Annotated in this window: 27 protein-coding genes; 18 read left to right on the top strand and 9 right to left on the bottom strand. The window is 28.9% G+C overall.

Annotated elements, in window-relative coordinates; translation table 11 throughout:
- Position 1 precedes the first annotated feature (1 nt).
- The gene (locus ACTTA8_RS03930; RefSeq protein WP_440654440.1) at positions 2-718 is read right to left on the bottom strand and encodes a hypothetical protein; all 717 of its coding nucleotides are present in this window, start codon (positions 716-718) and stop codon (positions 2-4) included.
- A gap of 19 nt (positions 719-737) precedes the next feature.
- Here ACTTA8_RS03930 and ACTTA8_RS03925 point away from each other — a divergent pair, with 19 nt between their 5' ends.
- Both ACTTA8_RS03925 and ACTTA8_RS03920 read left to right on the top strand, forming a co-directional pair.
- A complete protein-coding gene (locus ACTTA8_RS03925) occupies positions 738-1,655 on the top strand; it encodes a hypothetical protein (RefSeq protein WP_440654439.1) in 918 nt (305 codons plus the stop codon).
- Between the two features lie 2 nt (positions 1,656-1,657).
- Positions 1,658-2,167: a hypothetical protein gene (locus ACTTA8_RS03920; protein ID WP_440654438.1), complete on the top strand. Its 510-nt coding sequence runs from the start codon at positions 1,658-1,660 to the stop codon at positions 2,165-2,167.
- 26 nt (positions 2,168-2,193) lie between these two features.
- Here ACTTA8_RS03920 and ACTTA8_RS03915 read toward each other — a convergent pair whose 3' ends face one another.
- Complete coding sequence (locus tag ACTTA8_RS03915) at positions 2,194-2,727, bottom strand: DUF2939 domain-containing protein (protein WP_440654436.1); 534 nt, start codon at positions 2,725-2,727, stop codon at positions 2,194-2,196.
- A 66-nt stretch (positions 2,728-2,793) separates the two neighbouring features.
- On the opposite strand from ACTTA8_RS03915, the gene ACTTA8_RS03910 reads away from it, so the two are divergent.
- The 4 genes from ACTTA8_RS03910 to ACTTA8_RS03895 are packed head-to-tail and all read left to right on the top strand — an operon-like array spanning position 2,794 to position 4,911.
- Positions 2,794-3,099, top strand: a complete 306-nt coding sequence (locus ACTTA8_RS03910) for a hypothetical protein (protein WP_440654435.1) — start codon at positions 2,794-2,796, stop codon at positions 3,097-3,099.
- Between the two features lie 42 nt (positions 3,100-3,141).
- A complete protein-coding gene (locus tag ACTTA8_RS03905) occupies positions 3,142-3,753 on the top strand; it encodes an arylesterase (protein WP_440654434.1) in 612 nt (203 codons plus the stop codon).
- Positions 3,754-4,443, top strand: coding sequence for an ion transporter (locus tag ACTTA8_RS03900; protein ID WP_440654432.1), 690 nt, complete (start codon positions 3,754-3,756; stop codon positions 4,441-4,443).
- A 9-nt stretch (positions 4,444-4,452) separates the two neighbouring features.
- Entirely contained in the window at positions 4,453-4,911 is a 459-nt protein-coding gene (locus tag ACTTA8_RS03895) for a hypothetical protein (RefSeq protein WP_440654430.1), read from the top strand.
- Between the two features lie 5 nt (positions 4,912-4,916).
- On the opposite strand, the gene ACTTA8_RS03890 is transcribed toward ACTTA8_RS03895, so the two are convergent.
- Positions 4,917-5,312 carry a hypothetical protein gene (locus ACTTA8_RS03890; RefSeq protein ID WP_440618578.1) on the bottom strand — a complete coding sequence of 132 codons (396 nt, stop codon included), beginning with the start codon at positions 5,310-5,312 and terminating at the stop codon, positions 4,917-4,919.
- A 130-nt stretch (positions 5,313-5,442) separates the two neighbouring features.
- Here ACTTA8_RS03890 and ACTTA8_RS03885 point away from each other — a divergent pair, with 130 nt between their 5' ends.
- The 3 genes from ACTTA8_RS03885 (at position 5,443) to ACTTA8_RS03875 (ending at position 6,978) form a co-directional block, all read left to right on the top strand.
- Positions 5,443-5,700 carry a hypothetical protein gene (locus ACTTA8_RS03885; protein ID WP_262589412.1) on the top strand — a complete coding sequence of 86 codons (258 nt, stop codon included), beginning with the start codon at positions 5,443-5,445 and terminating at the stop codon, positions 5,698-5,700.
- Between the two features lie 107 nt (positions 5,701-5,807).
- Positions 5,808-6,356 carry a tetratricopeptide repeat protein gene (locus ACTTA8_RS03880; protein WP_440647658.1) on the top strand — a complete coding sequence of 183 codons (549 nt, stop codon included), beginning with the start codon at positions 5,808-5,810 and terminating at the stop codon, positions 6,354-6,356.
- 1 nt (position 6,357) lies between these two features.
- Positions 6,358-6,978 carry an SOS response-associated peptidase gene (locus ACTTA8_RS03875; RefSeq protein ID WP_440618575.1) on the top strand — a complete coding sequence of 207 codons (621 nt, stop codon included), beginning with the start codon at positions 6,358-6,360 and terminating at the stop codon, positions 6,976-6,978.
- 2 nt (positions 6,979-6,980) lie between these two features.
- Here ACTTA8_RS03875 and ACTTA8_RS03870 read toward each other — a convergent pair whose 3' ends face one another.
- Both ACTTA8_RS03870 and ACTTA8_RS03865 read right to left on the bottom strand, forming a co-directional pair.
- The gene (locus ACTTA8_RS03870) at positions 6,981-8,276 is read right to left on the bottom strand and encodes a DEAD/DEAH box helicase (RefSeq protein WP_440647656.1); all 1,296 of its coding nucleotides are present in this window, start codon (positions 8,274-8,276) and stop codon (positions 6,981-6,983) included.
- Positions 8,277-8,361: 85 nt separating this feature from the next.
- Positions 8,362-8,847: a YajQ family cyclic di-GMP-binding protein gene (locus ACTTA8_RS03865; protein WP_440654429.1), complete on the bottom strand. Its 486-nt coding sequence runs from the start codon at positions 8,845-8,847 to the stop codon at positions 8,362-8,364.
- Between the two features lie 61 nt (positions 8,848-8,908).
- On the opposite strand from ACTTA8_RS03865, the gene ACTTA8_RS03860 reads away from it, so the two are divergent.
- Positions 8,909-9,928 (top strand): D-2-hydroxyacid dehydrogenase, encoded by a 1,020-nt coding sequence (locus ACTTA8_RS03860; protein WP_440654427.1) that lies wholly within the window; start codon positions 8,909-8,911, stop codon positions 9,926-9,928.
- An 18-nt stretch (positions 9,929-9,946) separates the two neighbouring features.
- On the opposite strand, the gene ACTTA8_RS03855 is transcribed toward ACTTA8_RS03860, so the two are convergent.
- From ACTTA8_RS03855 to ACTTA8_RS03840, 4 genes are read right to left on the bottom strand one after another with little or no spacing between them, the layout of a single operon-like run.
- Entirely contained in the window at positions 9,947-10,909 is a 963-nt protein-coding gene (locus ACTTA8_RS03855) for an oligopeptide/dipeptide ABC transporter ATP-binding protein (protein WP_440654426.1), read from the bottom strand.
- Positions 10,902-12,764 (bottom strand): dipeptide/oligopeptide/nickel ABC transporter permease/ATP-binding protein, encoded by a 1,863-nt coding sequence (locus tag ACTTA8_RS03850; protein WP_440654424.1) that lies wholly within the window; start codon positions 12,762-12,764, stop codon positions 10,902-10,904. The genes ACTTA8_RS03855 and ACTTA8_RS03850 overlap by 8 nt, the downstream gene beginning before the upstream one ends.
- Positions 12,761-13,702: an ABC transporter permease gene (locus ACTTA8_RS03845; protein ID WP_440614524.1), complete on the bottom strand. Its 942-nt coding sequence runs from the start codon at positions 13,700-13,702 to the stop codon at positions 12,761-12,763. The genes ACTTA8_RS03850 and ACTTA8_RS03845 overlap by 4 nt, the downstream gene beginning before the upstream one ends.
- 56 nt (positions 13,703-13,758) lie before the next feature.
- Positions 13,759-15,315, bottom strand: a complete 1,557-nt coding sequence (locus ACTTA8_RS03840) for an ABC transporter substrate-binding protein (RefSeq protein WP_440654423.1) — start codon at positions 15,313-15,315, stop codon at positions 13,759-13,761.
- A gap of 142 nt (positions 15,316-15,457) precedes the next feature.
- Here ACTTA8_RS03840 and ACTTA8_RS03835 point away from each other — a divergent pair, with 142 nt between their 5' ends.
- The 8 genes from ACTTA8_RS03835 (at position 15,458) to ACTTA8_RS03800 (ending at position 24,249) form a co-directional block, all read left to right on the top strand.
- Complete coding sequence (locus ACTTA8_RS03835) at positions 15,458-16,093, top strand: DUF1028 domain-containing protein (RefSeq protein WP_440654422.1); 636 nt, start codon at positions 15,458-15,460, stop codon at positions 16,091-16,093.
- The gene (locus ACTTA8_RS03830) at positions 16,093-17,298 is read left to right on the top strand and encodes a M20 family metallo-hydrolase (protein WP_440654420.1); all 1,206 of its coding nucleotides are present in this window, start codon (positions 16,093-16,095) and stop codon (positions 17,296-17,298) included. The genes ACTTA8_RS03835 and ACTTA8_RS03830 overlap by 1 nt, the downstream gene beginning before the upstream one ends.
- 17 nt (positions 17,299-17,315) lie before the next feature.
- On the top strand, positions 17,316-17,765 hold the full coding sequence (locus ACTTA8_RS03825) for a YtoQ family protein (protein WP_440654419.1): 450 nt from the start codon (positions 17,316-17,318) through the stop codon (positions 17,763-17,765).
- Between the two features lie 4 nt (positions 17,766-17,769).
- Positions 17,770-18,366 carry a hypothetical protein gene (locus ACTTA8_RS03820; protein WP_440654417.1) on the top strand — a complete coding sequence of 199 codons (597 nt, stop codon included), beginning with the start codon at positions 17,770-17,772 and terminating at the stop codon, positions 18,364-18,366.
- A 55-nt stretch (positions 18,367-18,421) separates the two neighbouring features.
- The gene (locus ACTTA8_RS03815; RefSeq protein WP_440654415.1) at positions 18,422-19,873 is read left to right on the top strand and encodes a deoxyribodipyrimidine photo-lyase/cryptochrome family protein; all 1,452 of its coding nucleotides are present in this window, start codon (positions 18,422-18,424) and stop codon (positions 19,871-19,873) included.
- A 91-nt stretch (positions 19,874-19,964) separates the two neighbouring features.
- Positions 19,965-22,271, top strand: coding sequence for an efflux RND transporter permease subunit (locus ACTTA8_RS03810; RefSeq protein WP_440654414.1), 2,307 nt, complete (start codon positions 19,965-19,967; stop codon positions 22,269-22,271).
- Positions 22,268-23,071 carry an outer membrane lipoprotein-sorting protein gene (locus ACTTA8_RS03805; protein ID WP_262589398.1) on the top strand — a complete coding sequence of 268 codons (804 nt, stop codon included), beginning with the start codon at positions 22,268-22,270 and terminating at the stop codon, positions 23,069-23,071. Before ACTTA8_RS03810 ends, ACTTA8_RS03805 begins: the two co-directional genes overlap by 4 nt.
- Positions 23,068-24,249 (top strand): hypothetical protein, encoded by a 1,182-nt coding sequence (locus ACTTA8_RS03800; RefSeq protein WP_440654413.1) that lies wholly within the window; start codon positions 23,068-23,070, stop codon positions 24,247-24,249. The genes ACTTA8_RS03805 and ACTTA8_RS03800 overlap by 4 nt, the downstream gene beginning before the upstream one ends.
- Positions 24,250-24,412: the final 163 nt, after the last annotated feature.

The raw sequence follows: 24,412 nt of genomic DNA, 5'->3' as shown, positions 1-24,412 counted from the left end.
TTCAAACCATTGAATAAGGATCTATATTTTTAATAATATCATCAATTTTATTTATTTTTTTTAATTTTAAAAAATAAGTTAAGATATTCAAAAAAATTAAAATAGTTATTAATATCGGATAAAAAATAAAAGAAAATTTATTAAGACTATTTGCATGTAAATGTCTTAAATAACTTAATAATTTTTCTTTAGTTATTTTTATTTTAAAACCTATTTTACTATTGTATTTTTTTGCAAACTTTAGAGAATATGCAGAATGCCTCTCTTCATCTTTTAAGATATTTTTAATCTCATAAAATAAATTATTATTTTTATTTTGAATATCATTTGAAAAATTTATTAATTTTTTTTCTGCAATTTCTTCATTTGCTCCGATAAAAATTGCAAAGTCATTAATTTTTTTTTTTTCAAATATAAAGTGATCTTTAAATATATAACCTTTGTTATAGAGATGATTTGGAACGAAATTTAACTCTTTTTTATTAATTTTGTTATCTAATATTATTTGCTCTTTAAATTTATTAAAAATATAACTATGTTTATATTCATCTAAAGCATGTCTAATAAATCCTATAGAAAGTTTATTATCTAGTATGTTTTTTGCGGCATACAGCATTTCTAAAGCTGAGGCAAATTCTGCAGCAGCAAATTCATTTAAAACAAAACAACATCTTTCAGGATTAAATTTTTTAAAATTTTTTTTTGGAAGTAAGAACATTGTTATTATATTAATTTATTTGCTATTTTTATTAATTTCTAATGCAAAATCCAAAGATTGTTTACCGTTTATACCTTATGGTTGGAACGACTTTTACGTTCATCTGCCACAAAATACAACATTTTGTGTTGATGTTGATAAAACATCATATACTTACAAAACAGATATTTACGGAGGTAGAATTCTTTCGGATGATAAATTTGAAAAATGGCTTCAAGTTTTTGGTGACAGCCAGGTTGTAGGTTTAGATTTGGATATAATAGATAACCATTATTTAAATAAAATTTACAATAATTTTAACTTTATAATTTATGCTGCACCAAATAATGGTCCGTATGAGGTAATCAATTTTTTAACTAAAAATAATAAAATTTTAAAAAAAAGAGTTATTATAACTTTTAATTTTGCTGTAGATATATATAGGATCAATAGCACTTGGCACCCAACTAATTACGTTGCTTTAAGAGATTATCAGCTAGATGAAATAATAGAAAATCCTTTAAAATTTAAATTCCTAATTTTTAAAAATTTATTATTAAATAAAAATTTTACTATTAGAAGATTTAACAATCAAAGAATGCAAAAGCTATTTTTAAATTTAAATAATGATGATATTTATAAAAATTTAATAAAATATTTTGAAGAATTAAATCAATTGGCAATAAATAATAATTTTAATGTAACTTTTGTTGTTACTCATCCTTATTGGCTTTATTCTAAAAATGGAAATAATCTTATTTTAAACAGCAATTTATCGAATAAAGTATATAAATTAATTTGTAAAAGTTTTAAAATAACTAATAATATAGATAAAATTTTAATATCAAAAGTTTCAAATAATTTATTAGTTGATGATTTGACCTCTGATAAAAGACATATAAAATCTAAAAAAATTTATCTTGAAGACATAGAAACATTATGTAAGGATTATTATTAATTATGTTTTCTAATAAAGTTATTTTTTTATTTCTTGTATTTTTTTCGTTAAATTTTACAAATTTAGCAATTTCTGAAACTATAACTTTTGGATCATCTGTTTACGAGGGGGAAGTTAAAAAAGGGAAAGCACATGGTGAGGGTATCCTTACTTTCTCAGATGATACTACCTATAAAGGAAATTTTAAAAGAAATAAACCTCATGGAAAAGGTATTTATACAGATCCAAGAGAAATCTCATATGAGGGAAAGTGGAGAAATGGCAAACTGAAAGTAAAATTAGATAAAAAAACTAGAAGAGTAATTAAATTATCGGCAGAAGAGGGCCAAACTAATTTTTTTGAGATCAGGGGTACAGGTCAATTTATATCAGAATGGTTTGATGCTGAAATAAATACTGAGGGTAATTTTGTCCTTTCAAAAAAAGGGAAAAGAGATTTTGAAAGTGCAAAAAAACAAGCAGAAAGTGATAGCAGAAGTGGCGGAAGTGGCGGAAGTGGTGGGAGTAGTTAAAAAAATTTTAGATTAATAATTTTTAATTAATTACTTAGTAAGTTTTGTGGTAAGTCTATTTGAGTAATTTTCCAACTTAAACTTTTTCTGTTAAAATATACTGGAAATTCTTGACCTTCTTTTTCGTAAGTGATGTAAAAAGAATTTATTCCATTGAACTTTATGATTACCAAACCTCCTATTAAAGTGACAAATGATGGTTTAGGAATTTCTTTTTTTTTAAGATTTACTTCAAGCAACACACTTAATCCCTCTGGATTTAAATATGTATCAACCATAGTTTCTGCAAATTTTCCAGCAAGTCCACTCAATAATAAACCCAATTCTCCCAGTTTTTTAAACTCATCACTTTTTTGAGTTTCTTTGAGCAATTGAATATTAATATAATTTTTAAAGTTTTCTCGTAATTCATCCCACTCTACATAATCTTTGATGAGTTTTTTATCATTATAGTAAATTCCTTTGTGAAACTGATGAAGTGAATAAAGTGCTGTAGAAATATATAAAAATAAAATTAATAAGGGGCTTATAGTTAATGCTAATTTGTGTTTTTTTCTCATAAACTCTAAAAATTCACTCTATCAAATGATTATAATTAAGATATAGCTGAATTTAATATTTTATTAGTGAAAAAAATTTTAATAATATTTATAATTTTATCTTCTTGCACAACACCTCAATCAAAGTCTAATCAATACTATGAGACAGTCATAGGTCATGTTGTTCAAACTGTTATTTCAGGAGAGTGCAATTCAAAGTGTATTAACTCAATCGTGAATAGTGATTTAAAATATGCTACTTATTCACAAGCAATGTATGTGTTAGAGCAAATAAGTAAGAAATTACCCAATGTGTTTAAAAGTGTAAAAAGAGATCTTTCGATTAAAATTGAAGAAAAATATAAAAAGTCAGCCTTGAAACAAATAAAATAATGAGATTAAATTTTTAGAAAAAAATATATTAAATTTATTTTGATGAAAACTAAATTATTTATAAAAATTTTGATAATCTTTCTAGTGCACATTAATGCAAGTGCAATAGAAAAGGTTGTCTTATTTGGTGATAGTTTGATGGCTGGATATGGTTTAACTAAAGAACATCATTTATCTGTAGTATTAGAAGATAATTTTAAAAAAGATGGTTTAAATATAAAGATAATTAATGGCAGTGTTTCTGGAAGCACATCTTCAGGAGGATTAAATATTGCTGAATGGAGTTTATCAGAACCTGGTATTGACTTAATCATTTTAGGTTTAGGCGCCAATGATATGTTGAGAGGAATAAAACCAGAAGAAACTGAGAAAAATTTAGAAGAAATCATAAAGATAGCAAATAATAAAAAAATCAAAATTATTATTGCAGGTATGGTTGCTCCAACAACACATGGTGCTGAATACAAAAAAAGGTTTGATGCAATTTATCCAAATCTATCAAAAAAATATAATTTACCACTTATCCCATTTTTACTTGAAGGAGTGGCACTCGATCCAAGTTTAAATCAACAAGATGGAATTCACCCAAACAAAGAAGGAACAATTAAAGTAAGTGAAACTATTAAAAAAAGTATTATTAATATTTTAAATTAAATGAATAAATTTTTATATAATCTTAAAGAAAGCAGAATTTTTCAGTTTGTTGTTATTTCAATTATCATATTAAATGCAATTACAATTGGGGTTAACACTTATGAATTAAGCGATCTTACCAGACAAGCAATCAATTATTTAGATTATTCAATTACTATATTTTTTGTAATTGAAATTATAATTAGATTTGTAGGAGAACCTAAAAAACTACAGTTTTTTAAAAGTGGGTGGAATGTATTTGATACTTTAATTGTTTTAATTTCATTAATTCCAATTCCTAATAATTCTAGTTTCTTACTATTAAGGTTATTAAGAGTATTTAGAGTATTGAGAATTATCTCAGTTGTTCCAGAATTAAAAAAAATCATTGAAGCACTGCTTACTTCAGTCAAAAGAGTGTTTTATGTTGGATTATTATTGTTCATCATTCTTTATATATACGCAACTATAGGCTCAATTTTATTTAGCACAGATATTCCTGAAAGATGGAGCGATGTTGGTGTTGCTATGATTACGTTGTTTCAGGTTTTAACTCTATCTAGTTGGGAACAAGTAATGTTGCCATTACAAGATGTTTACTGGTGGGCTTGGATTTATTTTTTCAGCTTTATAATTATATGCGGAATTACAATGCTTAATTTGTTGATTGCGATATTAGTGGACGTAGTAATCAATCAGAAAAAGTTATAAGACTTTTTAATGAAAAGATTTGTTGTAGTTTTAAGTTTTATTTGTTTTGGTTATGCCAATGCACAGAATACAAATATTACCATAGATAGAAATTTAAATCTTTCATGTGCATTTGAAAAAGTAATTTTAAAAAATCCAGATCATAACTTTGAAACGTTCACAAAAGATCAAATAAAGAGAGATGATATTAATAAATTAGTAATAGAGTCTAAATCACCAAATCTATTAAACATTAAAAATTTATCTAATTTTATTGATAAAATTGAACTAGACGTAAAAATTTCTAATAAAGATATCGTTTTAATTCAAGCTCTTGATGATAATAACAATTACTCAGAATCGGCTGTTTTGACTTTTAAAACAGGAGAACTTATTCACGAAATAACAAAAAATATTAATCAAAAAGAAAAAGAAAAGGAAAAAGAAATTTTATTTTACAACTGCAAGAATAAAAATCAAAATACTTGATGATTTTAACCAAATAATTCTAGGAATATTATCAATTTATATAAATAATAAACTACAGAAAGTGCTATAGAAACTTTCACAACTCTTGGCCAAAACCAATTTTTATTATTACTTGCACTTCTCCACATCGCAACAGTAATTATTAATGTATAAATCAACAGTATTGCTAACTCTATTACGAGTATTGTTGCGTAAAAATTATTAATATTAGAAAAAATTTGTTTAATAATTAACTCAGGATTTTGATTATAATTTATAAGAGATTTATCAATTGAATCTAAAGCAAAAAAAAATGTTATAAAAATTATTAAGCTAAATATTAACTGGTATAGGGTTCCATAAACCCAGAATGTTTTACCAAGTCCGTAGTCACCTTTAATCAAATTTTTTAAAAAATTCATTGATCTTCTATAGTCCTAAAAATCACTAAAAAATAAACAAAATATTTAAATCTATTAAGCAATAAACAGATTTTTTGATAAATAAATATTTTTTTTTCCATATAATAATTTAAAGTGAAATAATCATTTCATGAAAAAAGTACTAATTACATTATTTTGTTTAAATTTTATTTTTTCTTCAGCTATTGCTGACTCTCTTGGAAATCTTAGAACAGTAAATCATTATCTATCAAATGGATATAATTTAGAGAGTACAATTTTAATAAATGATCAAAAAATATTGTATAATCTTAAAAATAATGGTTCGTCAAAAATGCAATTTGAACCTAAGTTAATTACTTGTATTTATAATATAAAAAAAGAAACAACGAATTGTTACAAACCTTAAGAATTTTCATCTTAATAAATTTATAAATTCATTTTGAAGTTGTAAAAATATGATCAAATTGTTTTAAGAATAAAGACTCTATTATTCATATTTGTTAATATTTAATTATGAAAAAGTCATTTATAGTAATTTTAATTTTATTACTTTCACAATTGCAATCTTTTGCAAATGATCGAGACATAAGGCTAAATCAATTATTTAATGAGCTCAAAGTTAATAAAGCAAAAGTAGCGTCTATTGTTGAACAGGAAATTTGGTCTTTATGGAGCACTCATCCAACTGATGAAAAGTTAACTGCTCGTTTAGAAGAAGGTTCAATGTTTGTTAGAAACCAACAGCCAAAAAGAGCAAGAGAAATATTTACTGAAGTAATAAATCTTGATGAAAATTGGGCTGAAGCTTGGAATAAGAGAGCAACTGTTCTTTATATGTTAGGAGAATATCAAAAATCACAAGATGATATTGATAAAGTCTTAGAATTAGAGCCAAGACATTTTGGTGCTTTAGCAGGACAAGGTTTAGTGAACATTCAATTAAAAAATTTTGAAAAAGCAATTAGAAGTTACAAACAAGCACAAGAGATTTATCCGTCCATGCGATCTCCAGAAATCATGATAAAACAAATCGAAGATTTGATGAAAGAACAAACAATTTAAAATGTGTGGAAGATACGTTGTTAAAAATCCAGTTACTAAAACTAGTTCTCTAGTTAAATCTGCAATTCAGGTTGAAGATAGTGAAAACTATAATGCTCATCCTTATCAAAAACTTCCAGTTATAAAAAAATATAAAAATGGAAATACCTTAGAATCTTTGAAATGGGGTTTGGTTCCAAGCTGGGCTAAAGATAAAGATTTTAAAGCTCTGATTAATGCACGACTTGAGACCATAGATGAAAAGGTTTCATTTAAAAAATTGATAAAAAATAATCGATGTGTTGCAGTTGCGGATGGATTTTATGAATGGAAGAGGGAAGAGAAAGAAAAAACTCCTCATTATTTTACCCGTAAAGACACCAATACCATCTATTTTGCTGGAATATTTGAAGATGATCAGTTTTGTTTAATTACAGAAGAAGCAAAAGAAAATATTAAGGAAATTCATCACCGACAACCAGTTATTCTTAATCAAGCGGATGTTAATAGATATTTAAATTTAGAATTACAAGGATCAGCGTTTCTAAATGAACGTAAATCACCAGATCTTATATTTCATGAAGTTTCAAAAGATGTAAATAAGCCTACTAATAACAGCGCTTCTTTAATACAAAAATTATAAATCTATTTTCTTTTATTTTTTTTAAACTTAAAGTTTTTAGGTCTTTTTCTATTTTTAAATTTTCTTTTATTATCTTTGTTTTCAAATTTTTTGAATTTCTTCTTTTTACTTAATTTATTGTTAGAAAATTTATTCTTAAATTTCTTTTTAAATTTATTTTTTTTATTAAATTTCTTATTCTTTTGATTGTTTGGTCTTGCTTCTTCTTTAAGTTTAAAGTCAGGATCTATTAATTTTTGTATAGATCTCCACATACTTCTGTCGTTGTTTGTTAAAAAAGTTAAAGCAGAACCATCTTTTCCAGCACGACCAGTTCTACCTATTCTGTGAATATAATCTTCTGGAACTTGTGGAAGATCGTAATTGATTACGTGTTTTATAACTGGAATATCTAATCCTCTTGCTGCAACATCTGTTGCAATTAAAATCCTACTATTACCATTTCTAAATCCTCTAATAACTCTATCTCTTTTACTTTGTCTAAGATTTCCATGAATGGCATCAGCTTTATGGCCATCATATTTTAATCTTTTTACAATTTTATCAGCACCATGTTTAGTTTTAACAAAAACTAAAATAGATCCACTTCTTTCAACTAATTGATTAATCAACTCATGATATTTCTTGTCTGCTGTGATTTGAAAAGTTTCTTGTTTAATTTTTTCAATTGGAGTTGATAAAGATCCAACAGACACTCTTTCAGGATTGTTAAGATACTTTTGAGAAATTTTTAAAATGTTTTCAGGTAAAGTTGCAGAAAACAATAATGTTTGATGATTTTTTGGAATAAATTTTAAAATTACTTCTATTTGAGGAGTAAATCCCATATCTAACATTCGATCTGTCTCATCTAGAACTAAGTAATTTACTCTAGATAAGTTCAAACTTTTTCGTTCTATGTGATCGTTAATTCTTCCAGGGGTTCCAACTATAATTCTTGCTCCTTTTTTTAATTGTCTTAGTTGTTTTTGCATACTCTCACCACCAATTAAAAGAGCATTACCAATTCCTATTTCTCTAATATTAAGTTTTAAAACAGTTTCCATTACCTGTGTTGCAAGTTCTCTTGTTGGACAAATTATTAATGCCATTGCTTGCTTATCTTTTAAAAGCTTATTTAGCATTGGAATTGTAAATGCTAGTGTTTTACCGGTACCTGTTTGAGCAGTTCCTAAAACATCTTTTCCTTCTAAGCTAATTGGTATCGATTGACTTTGAATAGGGGTTGGAGTTTTAAATTCAGCTAATTCAATTGATCTTTTTAATTTATTTTCAATGTTTAGATCAGAGAAGTTCATTATGTCGGGATTGGTATAAATTTTTAAGTAATTGAGTGTCTGCTTATATCTTTTTGTACCAAATACAATAAATAGTTTGGGAGGATTAATCTCTGAAGTTTACAAAATCTATTGGAAGTCCAATATCAATAGCTTTAATTGCTGCTATAGCTTCTTGAAGATCATCTCTTTTTTTACCATCAACTCTTAATTCATCTCCTTGGATTTTAACCTGAATTTTAAGTTTAAGTTTTTTAATATCAGCTATAACTTTTTTTGCATTTTCTTGGCTAATTCCCTCTTTAAGTTCGCTTACTTGTCTTATTGCTCTACCTGATGCACCTTCTGAGCTTTTAACTTCTAAAACTCTTGGATCTACTTTTCTTCTTACTAAATGTGTTTGTAATAATTCATTGACTTGCTTTAATTTTAATTCATCAGGAGCATTGGTTGTAACTGATTTATCTTTTCTCTCTATAGTGATGTGTAGTCCTTTAAAATCGTATCGATTGCTAATTTCTCTTAAGCAATTTGCTAAAGCATTATCAAATTCTTGATAATTAATTTTACTGATTACATCAAATGAAGGCATAGATATTTATACAATAATCTATTTTTTATTAAACGAAATTAAAGATAATATTAATTTAAATATGAAAAAAATTAAAATTCACATCAGAAATAATCATTGGAAAGAGGGATTTTTGCCTTGTGATGCTGAAGGTGAGAAAAACAATACAATCACCAAGGAAGAAATTGAAAAGGGTTTTGATCAATATCCTGAGTTAAGGGACAAAGTTGAATATGTAATTGATTGGGATGACGATAATTTTATCTCATCAATGCAATCAGCTGACATTTTACTCGGCTGGCAGTTTCCAACAAAAGATTTAAAACAAATTGCACCTAACCTTAAATGGATCCATGTGATTTCAGCTGGTGTTAATCATTTATCTCCATTTGATTGGATGACAGAAGATTTAGTTTTAACAAATAGTAGTGGTGTTCATGCTAAAAAAGCAGGGGAATTTGGTTTGATGAGTATATTAATGCTCCAAAATCACATGACTAGAATTGTAACAAATCAAAAAAATAAAGAATTCGTATCTTTACTTGGAAAACCAATCGAGGGAAGGAAAGTAGTTGTTGTTGGAACTGGTTCATTAGGTGGTTCAATGATTAAACATATCAGTAAGCTTGGAGCTGAAGTTATTGGTGTAAATAGAAAAGGAAAAAATGTTGAGGGGTGCTCTAAAATTATTACGTTTGATAAAATTGATGAAGTGTTACCTTTAGCTGATTTTTTATATCTAGCAGTTCCAGAAACAGAAGAGACCAAAGGATTAATTAATAAATCTAGATTAGATAAATTAAAATCTACGTGTGGGATTGTTAATATTGGAAGGCAATCTGTTTTAGATTATGAGGCTTTAAGAATTAAACTTCAAAATAATGAAATTGCTGGAGCAATTTTAGATGTATTTTCACAAGAACCTATTCCAAAAACATCAAACCTTTGGGATACCCCAAATTTAATTATCACCCCTCATATTTCATCCGATAGTGAGGGCAATTATATTGAGATGGTTCTTAAAATTTTCTTTAAAAATTTAAAATTATTCACAGAAAATAAAGAATTAATTAATCAAATAGATAGAAAGTTAGGTTATTAGATCTAGCTTAAACAAGTATTAAATGTTTGGAAAAAAACATTTATATTTTCTATTTTGTTTATCAGTTTCTGAAGGGTTAATATCTTTACATTTTTCAGTTTTATTTTCACATCTTGAATAAAACGAACATCCTTTAGGTGGATTAATTGGGTCTGGCAATTCTGTTTCAACTAAACTTTGAATTTCAATTTTTTGATTAGTTTTAGGTATACTATTTAAAAGTAAATTTGTGTATGGATGATAAGGTTTTTGAAATAATTCTTTAGCATCAGATTTTTCAACTATATCACCAAAATACATAACCATTACCCTGTCACATATAGCTTCTATCACCGCAAGATCATGACTAATTACAATATAAGATAATTCAAACTTTTTCTGCAAATCGTTTAATAAATTTAATATTTGTGATTGAACTGAAACATCTAGAGCGGAAACTGGCTCGTCTAAGATTATAATCTTTGCTTTAGATAGTAATACTCTTGCAATACCAATTCTTTGAGCTTGGCCTCCTGAAAATTCGTGTGGGAAACGATTTAAAAACTCTTCTTTTAAATTAACTTCTTTAATTATGTTTTTAATCTCTTTTTCAATTTCTTTTTCATCGAGATTTCTAAGATATTTTAAAGGTGCTGCTAAAGATTGATAGATTGTTTTTCTAGGATTTAGACTGCTGATTGGGTCTTGGAACATATATTGAATATGATTTGGTAGTTCATACTTTTCATAATTATTTATATCTTTGTCTTGTATCTTTATTTCACCAGAAGAAGGTGAAATTAATCCTGCTAACATTTTTGCTAATGTTGATTTACCACAACCAGACTCGCCAACTATTCCAAGTGACTCTTTTGCTTTTAAATTAATATTAATATTGTTTACGGCTCTTAAATTTATTGATTGCTTGTTAAATAAACCTTTATTTTTTGAATAAAACTTTGAGAGATTATTTGCAGATAAAATGTCCATTGTATTATTCATGAGGGTACAAACATCTAACCTCACTATCTCCTTTCTGAACTATTTTGATATCTTCATTTAGGCAGTTGTTTTTTTTAATTAAGCAACGACTAGCAAATGAACATCCAATTTCTTTCTTATATGTGATAGATGGGGGACTACCTAATATTGTTGGAAGTTTTCTTTTTCCAAATCCAATATGAGGAACACATTCCATCAACTGACTAGTGTATGGATGTCTTGGTTTGCTCATTATATTTTCTGTTTTTCCTTCTTCAACAATTTGGCCTCCATACATTACAATTACACGATCACAAATTTGCGAAACAACTCCAAAGTCATGTGAAATAAATAAAACGGATAATCCTCTCTCTTTTCTTAAAGTATCCAGTAATGATAATATTTGAGCTTGAACTGTTACATCTAAAGCAGTTGTTGGTTCGTCTGCAATAATTAATTCTGGATCATTAGTTAATGCCATTGCAATAGAAACTCTTTGTCTCATTCCACCAGAAAGTTCATGAGGATAGGAATTCCATACATTTTCAATATTAGGAATTTGAACTAACTTTAATAACTCCTTACCTTTTAATGTAGCTTCGTTATTTTTTTGATGATTGTGTTCAATAAATGCTTCTTCAAGCTGTTTTCCAATTTTAATCAGTGGGTGTAGGGTAGAGAGAGGATCTTGGAAAATATATGAAATTTTATTTCCTCTTAACTCTCTAATTTGTTCATAATTCATTTTTAAAATATCATCACCCTGAAATTTTACTGATCCATCAACAATCACACCTGGAGGAGAAGCAACAAGACAAGTAATTGATAAAGCTGTTACTGATTTTCCTGAACCACTTTCACCAATTAATCCTAAACATTCACCTTTTTTTATATCAAACGAAACATCCTTGGATGCTATGTGTAATTTGTTATCAAATTCAAAAGCTGTAGTTAAATTCTGTACTGATAAAAAAGAATTGCTTTTATTTTCAACATTTCTATTTAATTTAATTTGAGTAACAGGCTGAGGTTTAACTAATTCTCCTTTGCTTAACCTTGGATCTAACGCATCTCTAATACCATCACCAAATAAATTAACGCCAATAACAATTAAGAAAATCATAGCTCCAGGTACATATGAAGTATGAGGATTTACAATTAGTGAACTTCTTCCTTCTCCAAGCATTGAACCTAAATCAGCTTGTGGAGGTTGTGAACCTAAACCTAAAAAAGATAATCCAGCTGTTTCTAGTATCATCCAGCCAACAGTTGTTGAAATTGTAACAACTATAACCGGAAGAATATTTGGAAAAATTTCATAAATAATAATTTTAAAATTACTCATTCCAGATAATCTTGCAGCATCAATAAACTCTTTGTTAGCAATCGTGACAGTGACACCTCTGATGTTTCTTGCAAAAAAAGGAATGTTAACTAAAGCAACTGCAATCATAGCATTAAAAAGACCTGGTCCTAAGACTGCAACTATTGCAAGTGCTAACAAAATATAAGGAAATGCCATTAAGACATCTATGATACGCATAATAACGTTGTCAGTTTTATTTCCATAAAACCCAGCAATAGTTCCAAGTATTGACCCAATGGTTGCTGAAATTAAAGCTGCTGATATTCCAACCAACAAACTTAATCTAGTTCCCCATAATAATCTTGATAACAAGTCTCTACCTAAGTGGTCTGTACCAAGCAAGTATCCTTCTGAAAAAGGTAAAAGAAATCTGTCACTGGTTTTAATGACATCAGGATCTTTTAAAGGCAACAAAGGGCTTAAAAATGAAACTACAAAAATAATAACTAATAAAATCCCACCAAATAAAGCAAGTTTGTTTCTTGAAATTAATTTTAAAAAATTAATCATTTAATCCTTGGATCTAAATATCTTTGTAACAAATCAACTGCGATATTGAATAATACATAACAAGCAGCAACAAACATGACACCACCTTGAACAAGTAAAATATCTCTTTTTAAAATTGCATCGACTAACATTCTTCCAACACCTGGCCATTGAAAAACAATTTCAATAAAAACAGATCCAGATAAAACAAATCCAGCCTGCAAACCTAAAATTGGAAGAATAGTGACAATTGCAATTCTTAAAACATGTTTGAAAAGTACATTTCCTTCTCTAACTCCTTTAGCTCTTGCTGTTCTAATATAATCTTGTCTAAGTATTTCTAAAACAGAGTTTCTTGTTATTCTTGCAACTACTCCAGTTGCAACTAATGCCAGTGCTATTGCAGGCATGATTAAATGATGAATTAAATCTAAAAAATCACCCCCACCATAAATTGCATACATCCCTGATACTGGGAGCCACTGAAGATTAACTGCAAATAATAAAATCATCATCATTCCTAAAAAAAATGATGGCAATGAAATTCCAGTTAAAACAGTAAAAGTGATTATTTTATCTGTAATGGTGTATTGTTTAAATGCAGAGATTGTTCCAATTAAAACTCCAACTACAGAGCATAAAATAAATGCAGTTCCTGATAAAATTAATGTAGCATTAAATCTTTCTAAAATTTCATCCAATACTGGACGATTTAAAGCAAACGATCTTCCAAGATCACCTTGAACTAAGTTGCCAAGCCAAATGAAGTATCTTTGAACTAATCCCTTATCTAAACCTAGCTGTTCATTAAGAAGTTTTACATTCTCAGGTGTTGCATAAGAACCAAGTATTGCTGTTGCTGGATCTCCTGGAATGAGTGAAATAATAAAAAAAACTATAATTGTAATACCTAAAAGAACAGGGATTGCTGATAGTAATCTTTGAAGGAGATAATTCATGATAATACCCTAGGCTTTTTTAAGCCTAGGGCAACTATTATAATTCTTAACTTTTTTTAGTTTTTCTTAACGTCTTTTAATAAAAGTAAGAATGAAGGTTGAAGTGAAAAGTTACTCACTTTGTTGCTAGTAACTGCATTTTGTTTCCAGTTAGCAACAAATACCCATGGAGCATCTTCTTGAACAATTTCTTGCATCTCTTGATACAGTTTTGCTCTTTCTGCTTGGTCAGTAGATGATCTTGCTTTATTTAATAGATCATCAACTTTAGGGTTTGAGTAATATCCAGAGTTAAATCCTCCTTTGTCAGGCCAAGATTCTGTTCTTAGCGCTAAGAAAGGAAGTGTATCAGGATCGTTTGTCATCCATGCCATTTCTGCCATGTCTGCTTTTCCTTCTAAACCTGGGTTTACTTCACCTAGGAATGAGTTCCATTCAAAAGTTTTGATTTCAACATCAAAACCTACAGCCTTAAGATCTGCTTGAATTGCAGTTCCCATTGCAACAGGATCTAACATTCCAGAACCACCTTCAGTAACATAGAAAGTAAGTTTTGCACCTTCAACACCTGCTTCTTTAATTAAAGCTTTAGCTTTAGCAGGGTCATAAGGATATGGTTGTAAACTATTGTTATACGCCCAAGCAAATGCAGGAGGTGTTGGTCCAGCAGCTATTGCAGCTGTTCCTTCTAACACGTCATTTACAATTGCTTGTTTGTTAATTGCATAGTTAGCAGCTTGTCTTACTTTCTTATTAGCAAAAGGACCTTCTTTTGCATTTAAGATCAAGAACCAAACGTGAGGTCCTGCTTGTTCAACTACGCTAAATTTACTTCCACCAAATTTACTTAATGATGCAGGAGGAACTTCAACCATCATGTCAATTCCACCTGAAAGCATTTCAGCAACTCTAGTATTAGCATCAGTTATAGGTCTAAAAACAACTGCGTCTGTTCCAGCTTTTCCATCCCAATAACCAGAGTTTTTGTCTACAACAACTCTTTCATTTGATTTCCATTCATTAAATTTAAATGCACCAGTACCAGAAGGATTTCTTCCAAAATCTTTTCCGTGTTTTTTAACACCTGCTGGTGAAACAATTAAACCTGTTGGATATGCCAAGTTAGATAAAAAAGGAGCGTAAGGCTCATTCAATGTAAACTTAACTGTATTAGCATTTACTACATCAACTGATTTGATTGCTGAAAAAAAGAAAGATAGCGGGAAAGGTCCTGTATTGTGATAAGGATGATCTTTGTTTAACATTCTATCAAAGTTAAACTTCACGGCATCAGCGTTAAAGTCTGATCCATCATGAAATTTAATTCCTGATCTTAAATTGAATGTATAAACTGTTCCGTCGCTACTAATGTCCCAACTTTTTGCTAAAGCTGGTTCAACTTCTAATTTTCCGTCTGTATATCTTACAAGTCCATCATAGATATTCATTACTATTCTAAAGTCATTTACAGCAGTAACTGTACTTGGATCTAAAGATTTTGGCTCAGCTATTTGACCTACCACCAATACTTTGGCGTTAGATGCAACTGTAAAACCAGTTATGAAAACTAATGATAAAAGACTAATAAAAAATGTTCTTAACTGTTTTAACATTTTATCTCCATCGTTATATTTATTATAAATAAAGCCTAACAATTGATAATTTTAAATTCAACCCGATCATTTGTTCATTTCAGTTTTTCCTGAGTAAAAAAAATAGTAAAATAAAACAATTTTGTAGTAGGGTACCCATTTTATGACATTTTCAATTTTAGCTAGAAATCCAAAAACGGGCGAAATAGGTGGAGCCGCTGCTACAGGAAATCTTTGTGTAGGAGGATGGGTTTTAAGAGGAAATATAAAAAAAGGTATTACAGCATCACAAGGTTTTTATCCAAGCACTATTTGGGGTGAAAAAATTTTAAATAATTTAAATAAATATTCACCGACAATAGCAACAAATAAAGTTATCAAAAATGATAAGCAAAAGCATTACAGACAAGTTGCTTGTTTAAACATATCTGGCAAAGGTTTTTCATTTACAGGAAATAAAAATACAAAATACTTTAATCATATTGTTATGCCAAATTTGGTTGTAAGTGGAAACATGCTGTCCAATGACAAAGTGATCAATAAAATTGTGGATAATTTTAAGTTTAAAAATGAACCATTAGCAAAGACATTGGTAGAAGCTCTTAAAATAGGCAAAAAGTTTGGCAGCGACAAAAGAGGATTGATGTCTGCTGCATTACTAGTCTTTAAAAAAAACAATCCACCACTAAATATAAGAGTGGATCATGATACAAATCCGTTAGTAAAACTAGAAAAAATTCTAAAAATGACTAATAAAACTAAATATAAAGAGTGGTTAAAAAAACTTCCTACTAAATAATGATTATTCAAAATTATATAGAAAAAATTGCAAAGTGCTCAAAACCTGCAGAAGGTGTTACGAGGTTACCTTTTACAAAAGAACATAAATCTGCAAACAATCTTTTAAAACAATGGATGAGTGATGCTGGATTAAAAATTAGTTTAGATGCAGCTGGAACTTTAATTGGTAAATACGTCAGTCCTAAAAAAAATGTTAAAACATTATTGATTGGTTCACACCAAGATAGTGGTTACAACTCTGGAAGATATGATGGTATCATGGGAGTGATACTTCCAATTTTAGCTTTAAAAGAATTAAAGAAAAAAAAAATTATTTTATCCTACAATGTAGAAATTTTAGCTTTTGCAGATGAAGAAGGTGTTAGATTTCCAACAGCATTAATGGGACCAAGATCATTAGCAGGAACATTTAATAAAAAAGATTTAAAACTTAAAGATAAAAACAATATTTCTATTGAACAAGCTTTAAAAAGCTTTGGATGCAATCCATCAAAAATTAATTCATTAAAAAGAAATAAAAAAGATCTATTAGGTTTCTTTGAAGTTCATATTGAACAAGGACCAGTTCTAGAAAGTAAAAACTTAGCAGTTGGAATAGTAAATGGTATTTCTGGAATATCTAGATTTAAACTTGAAATCGAAGGTTACGCATCTCATGCAGGAACTACTCCAATGCATCTTAGAAAAGATTCATTAGCAGCAACTGCAGAAGTTATTAATGCTGTGGAAAATTTGGCTAAAAAAAATAAAAACTTTTTAGCAACGATGGCATCGATTGAGAATAGACCAAATAGTGTAAATGCTATTCCTGCAAAATCTTTATCTTTCGTAGAATGTAGAAGTGTCGATGATAAAAAAAGAAAAAAAGTAGAAAAAGAGATTTCTAAAAAAATCGGACTAATTTGTAAGAAAAGAGGTCTTAAATTTAATTTAAACAAAACTTACGATCAAAGTGCTGTTAGTTGTGATAAGAAAATTATGAGTACACTCAAAAAATCATTTCAGAATTTAAAATTAGATCCATTTGTATTGATGTCGGGAGCAACCCACGATGCATCAGCAATGTCTGATTTATGTCCTATTTCAATGCTTTTTGTAAGAAGTCAAAAAGGTTTAAGTCATAACCCAAAAGAATTTACTATCGAAAAGGATATGCAAATAGCAGTCAAAGTTATTGAAAAATTTTTAATTAATTTTAATTGATTTAATAAGAGGTATTCATGTTGAAAGTATATTTAGCAGGAGAAATTCACACAAATTGGCGAGATGAAATTATTGATGAATGTAAAAAACAAAATTTAGACATTCAATTTTCATCTCCTGTAACAGATCACGCATCTTCAGATGATTGTGGGGTTGAAATTTTAGGTCCTGAAGAGAAAAATTTTTGGAAAGATCGAAAAGGGGCTAATATCAATTCAATTAAAACTAAAAAATCAATCAAAGAAAGCGATGTAGTCGTTGTTAAATTTGGTGAAAAATACAAACAATGGAATGCAGCATTTGATGCTGGATATGCATCTGCATTAAACAAATCTATTATAGTTATTCATAGTGACGACCATCAACATGCCCTTAAAGAAGTAGATGCTGCAGCTTCAGCAGTTGCCTCAGATCAAAAACAAGTAGTTAGAATTCTAAAATACGTTTTAGAAGGTTCATTAAAATAAAGTAATGAAATTATTAAAATCGTTATTTTTTATTATTTTTTTTATCTCAACAAATTCGTACGCCGAAATTTATAAATTAAATTGCAAGTATTCAGAGGAATTAGGTGGGGGCAACAAAAGTGTTAAAACTTCTGTTTGGTATATAAACAATGAAAAAAAGATGATCGCTCTTGCAAAAATAAATAATTCTAATGTTAAATACACTTCAAATAAATGGGATGATAAAAGTTTTGGAGTCAAAAATGATGAGGTATTTATTAATCGATCCCAAATGAAAATTAAAAATAATATTTATGAAGTAGGCGCAAGCACAAACAAGGATACTAAAGAAATTATCTTAATGGCACTGAGTGAAGAAGGTTTAGATAAAGATCCAACTTGGATTAAACTACAAAAAGATACTAAAAAGTTATTAGCAAAAAAAAATACCCCTGAACTCGAGAAGCAAGTTGAAAAAATTTATAAATTGAATGATCAAGTAGTAGCAAAATGGACAATAGAGCAAAAATGCTCAAAACCAAGTAAAGTAAAAACTGCTAAGAAAGATCCTCTTAATAAAGTTAAAGACAAGTTAAAAGAAACTTTAGATAAAATTAATTAATATTCAAGATCACTAACAATTGGTTTAATTGGTTTAATTGGTTTTAATATTTAATATGAAAAAAATACTTTGGTTTAGACACGATTTAAGAATTGAAGACAATGAAGCTTTCAACAAAGCTTGTAATGATGGAGAAGTCTTACCAATTTTTATTTATGATGAAGATTATTGGAAATTAGAAACATCAAGTTCATTTCATTTAAATTTTACTAAAGAAAGCTTAGAGGAATTAAATAATGAACTGATAAGCAAATATAATTCTAAAATTTCTATATTTTATGGAAATACAATTGAGATTTTAAATAAATTAATTAACCAATTTAAAATTACAGATATTTTTACCAACCAAATATTTAGAAATAAATACACACTAGATTTAGATCAAAAATGCTCAGAGCTCTTTGTTGAAAAAGGAGTTAATTGGCATCAATTACAACAATTTGGAATTCAACTTGAAAATAGAAAAAGAAATTATTGGGCTAATCAGTGGAACAAATTTATCGACAACGGACCACAAACTATTAAAGCTAATTGTAAATTTTTAACCACAGAAACTTCATCTATTGAGGTGAAAACAAATCAAATTGATGGTTTAAATATTCAAAAAGGTGGAAGAACTCAGGCGCTCTCACACTTAAATAGTTTTTTAGAACAAAGATCTGAAAATTATCAAAAAGAAATGTCTTCACCAATTACTGGTGAAGTTGCTTGTTCAAGATTAAGTCCCCACATTACTTATGGCACTATTTCATTGAGAGAAATTAATCATGCAATTGATAATGCTAAACAAATCAATATGTCTTTTAATAAAGTTAAATCTTTAAGATCTTTTAGAAGTAGACTTGCATGGCACTGTCATTTTATTCAAAAACTTTATGATGAGCCTGAAATTGAATATCAAAATATGAATAGGGCTTATGATGGTATAAGAGAGAATGATTTTAATGAACAGTATCATCAAGCTTGGATGGATGGTTTAACTGGTTATCCTTTTGTTGATGCTTGTATGAGATATTTAAAATCAAATGGATGGATTAATTTTAGAATGAGAGCCATGCTAGTATCCTTTGCATCATACCAACTTTGGCTTGATTGGAGAAAAACTAGCAAACATTTAGCAAGATTGTTTACTGATTATGAACCTGGAATTCATTATTCCCAGTTTCAAATGCAATCAGGCACAACCGGTATCAATACAATTAGAATTTATAACCCTATTAAACAATCAACAGATCAGGATCCAGAAGGTGAATTTATTAAAAAATGGGTGCCAGAATTAAAAGAAATACCTAATAAATTAGTCCATGAACCATGGAAACTCACATACATAGATCAAAAGGGTCTTGGAATTGAAATAGGTAAACATTATCCAAATCCAATTGTTGATCACCATTCTTCATCAAAGATTGCAAGAGATAAGATTTGGATGGTTAAAAAAACAGAAGAGGCAAAGTTTAATGCCAAAAAAATCTTAGAAAAGCACGCAAGTGCTAAAGGTAGACGATAATCTTTTAAAAGTGCAATTTAATTAACAACATTTAAGAAATAAAACTTGTGTTATTTCATATTAATGTAATATGCGTGATTTAATTAAACATATGAACTTTTTTCCAGCCCTTGCAGATTTTGTTCTTAAGAGAAGAATAACAGTAATTGTTTTTGGTTTCTTAGTTGCACTAGGACTTATGGCAGGAGCACCAAATCTTAATTTCGATACTGACGCAAGAGTTTTTTTTGACAAAAATAATCCAGATCGGATTGCTTTAGATAAATTTGAAGCAGCGTATTCAAAAGATGACAACCTTATTTTTATCATATCCCCAAAAGATAAAAATATTTTTACTGCAGAAACATTAAAAGCAATTGGTCAATTAACAGAAGAATCTTGGCTCCTTCCGTATGTAAGAACTGTAAACTCTTTAACTAATTATCAAAATAGTTATGCTGAAGAAGACAGTCTTGTTGTAGAAGATTTAATCACTGACATAAATAATATTTCTCCTGAAGATGTTGCAAAAGCCCAAGAAGTAGCAAACTCTCGAATTGAACTTAAAAATACTTTCATTAACAATGATAACTCTATTTCTCAGGTAAATGTATTGTTCAGACTTCCTGGAAAGAATGCCATTATAGAAGTACCGTTTGTTATGGGTGAGGCTGAGAAGCTAAAAGAGAAATTTGAGGCAAGTAACCCGAACATCAAAGTTAGGTTGGCTGGTTTTGTACCTTTAAACAACCAATACAGCGAGTCAGGACAAGACGACTCAGCTACTCTTACACCTTTGATGGTTGTGGTTATACTTATCTCTGTTGCAATAATTTTAAGAAGTGTTTTTGGAGTTGGTTTAATATTTATCATCATCATACTTTGCGCTGGATCTTCCTTAGGTGCACTAGGTTGGTCTGGAACCAATATAAATAATGCAACTGTTGTTGCTCCACTTATGGTAATGATTTTAACTGTAGCTAGTACAGTTCACATCTTATCTTCAGTTCGTCAGACAATGACTATTACTTCAGATCGAAACGAGTGGGTGAGAATAGCAATTATTGATCATGGTCCTGCAATTACTGTTGCTTGTCTTACAACAGCAGTAGGGTTTCTTTCTTTAAATTTTTCTATTTCTCCTCCTTTTAGACAGCTTGGAAATATTGTTTTTGTTGGGGTAATTGCGGCTCTTTTTTACACTCTAACAATGCTACCCGCACTAATCAGCTTGTTACCTATGAAAAAAATAAGTTCGCAAGCCTCAATGGATAAAGGAATGTCAGGATTGGCAGAGTTTGTAATAAAATGGAAAAATTTTCTTTTAATTTCAACAACTGCACTTGTAGTGGTTCTAGTTTATGGAATTACTAAAATTTCATTGGAAGATGATTTTTTAAGATATTTCGATAAGAAATATGAATTAAGACAATCAATTGATTATTATGAGGAAAATTTTGGAGGTCTTAATGCACTTGAATATTCTATTAATTCAGGAGTTGAAAATGGAATAAATGATCCTGAATACCTCCAAAAGGTTGATGATCTTGTTGATTTTATTAGAAACCAACCAAAGGTAACGAGTGTAAGGTCTTACACAGATGTTGTAAAAAGATTGAACCAAAACTTTAACAACGACAATCAATCATTTTATAAAATTCCAACTACTGAACTCGAAGCAGCTCAATATCTGTTTCTTTATGAATTATCACTTGGTTACGGGTTAGATTTAACTGATCAAATCAATGTTAATAAATCTGCTCTTCGTGTAACAGCAAATGTTGCTAATGCCACAACTAAAGAATTTTTAAATTTAGATAAACAAATTCAAGAATGGTTTAACGACAATGCACCTGAATTAATGACAAAATCAACTGGACCTTCTCAAGTCTTTTCACAAATTTCATCAAGAGATGTGCCAGCTATGCTGAAAGGAACAGGTTTTGCCCTCATCGGTATTTCATTTATTATCTTAATTGTAATTAGAAATATTAAATATGGACTAATGAGTTTAATTCCTAACTTGTTACCTGCTGCTATGGCGTTTGGGTTGTGGGGATATTACACAGGTAGCGTAACTTTAGCTGTCTCTATTGTAGTTGCAATGACATTAGGAATAGTTGTTGATGACTCAGTCCATTTTATGCTGAAATATGCTAAGGCTAGAAAAAAAGGTAAGTCACCCGAGGATAGTGTTCGAGAAGCATTTCAAAAAGTAGGGATGGCACTAACAACTACAACAATTGGTTTATTTTTAGGTTTCTGTGTTTTGGCTCAATCAGGATTTACAGTAAATAAAGATATGGCTCAGCTTACTGCAATCACAGTTGTTTTTGCTTTAGTTGTCGATTATTTACTTTTACCACCAATATTAATTTTGATTGATAATTTTAAACAAAAAAGGAAAGCATCAATATGAAATATTTAATATCAATTTTTATAACCCTAACCATTTGGTGTACATCGTTATCAGCTCAAACCAATGAAGAAAAAGGGTTAGAGATTATTGAAAAAAGTATTGCCTTAGACAATGGTTTTATCGACAGCACTGTAGAGGGACAGATGGTTTTAAAAGATAAGTCTGGAAATGAAAGTGTTAGAAAATTTAAAAACCTAATTTTTGAAGAATTAGATGATACACTTGGAGATAAAAGTATTATAGTTTTTACAGAGCCAAGAGATGTAAAAGGCACATCGCTTTTAACTCATGCCAAAATAGAGCCTCAAGATGATGATCAATGGTTATATCTTCCAGCTCTTAAAAGGGTAAAAAGAATTTCTTCTTCTAATCGTACTGGTAAATTTGTTTCCTCAGAGTTTTCTTATGAGGATTTATCAACTGATGAACCAGAAGATTATACTTTTACTTGGATCGAAGATGGACCGTGCTTAATTGAAACTTCTCTTACATGTCACTTGATTGAAGCAACTCCTAAAAACAAAAAATCAGGTTATTCTAAAAGAGTAATTTATGTTGATACTGATGAATTTTTATATCAATCAGTTAAGTTTTATAATCGAAGAGGTGATTTAGAAAAAGAACTACATTTCAAAGGTTATCAAAAATATTTAGATAAATTTTGGAGAGCAGACACATTAGAAATGACTAATCTTCAAACAGGAAAATCGACAGTAATTGCTTGGGAAAATTATCAATTTCAAACTAATTTATCTTTGAATGATTTTAAACCAGAGAAGTTAGCCAAAATGGCTAGATGATTATTAGATTTTTAATTATTTTATTTACACTTATTAATACTAGCTCCTTAGCAGAAACATATACTGAGCAGTACGGAGAGGTAGAAGTAAGTTCATCTGTATTTTTTGATGATGTAGAAGGTGATGATCGAAAAAATACTCTGAATTCATCATCACTCAAATACAACTTCTTTTTTGAAAAGAATAATTTATCAGGAAAATTAAAAATAAATTCAGCAATATCAGATCCTGAAGTAGCTCAAAAGATTGATTTTAATGAAGCTTATTTGGAATACGCTAATAATGATTTAAGTTATTTAGTTGGGAATAACATAATTTTTTGGGGCAAGAATGAATTTTACAACCCCGTAGATATCATTAATTCAAAAGACTTTTCAAATGGTTTGGCTCAAGGTGAAAAAAAAGGTCAAACGATGGTAAATGTTAAAAGATATTTCGAGTCTAGTGAATTAAATTTTTTTATATTACCAGCAGTAACTAATACATACCCAACTTCTAAAGTAAGACCTCAATTAGCACTCGATGTTGATACCACCAATACTTATTCTGATGGAGCAAATAAAGATAACATAGGAATGGCATTACGTTGGTCAGGCTATATTAATGAATATGATTATGGACTTTCATTTTATGAAGGAAATACAAAAGATCCTGCTTTAGTTTTAAATTCAGGCAAATTTATTCCAAAATATTCTGAAATTACACAATTAGGTTTAGATCTTCAGGCTACCAAAGGAGATACTTTGTATAAGAGTGAAGTGGTTTATCGTGAAAACCAATATGATTATAACGGTAATATAGAGGATTATACTAATTTGATCCTTGGTATTGAGCACAACAATTATGGAATTTTAGAAAAGAGTTGGGATTTAGCAAATATAATTGAATATTCTTACGATACTCGTAGCACAAAATCTCACCACGGTTATCAAAACGATCTATTTTTAGGTGCTAGACTTGTACTTAATGATATTGAAGACACTCAGTATTTTGTCTCTATTCAAAATGATTTAGATAAAAATACACGAGCTTTAACATTTAATTATGAAAGTAGATTTTTTTCATCTCTTAGAGCTGGGATTGATATTTACCACCCTTTAAATCTTGAAGATGACACTCATCAATCTTCTTTTAAGGATGAGAGTAATATCAAATTTTACACCAGTTATTCTTTTTAGATTTAATTATCTTTATTTTGTTAATCAAAAATAGTTAGATCAAATTATCTTTACCTACGGTTAAAAATATAATACGATTTTGTTATGAATCTTAATCTTTTTACTCACTGCCATAGACTAGCTAAAGTTGGCTTGAGTTCAAAATTATCATCTAATTTATTTA

Source organism: Candidatus Pelagibacter sp. HIMB1506 (genome assembly GCF_052047935.1).
GTDB lineage: Bacteria > Pseudomonadota > Alphaproteobacteria > Pelagibacterales > Pelagibacteraceae > Pelagibacter.
Note: the sequence above shows the minus strand (reverse complement) of the source record. Positions and strands in the feature narration are given on the sequence as shown.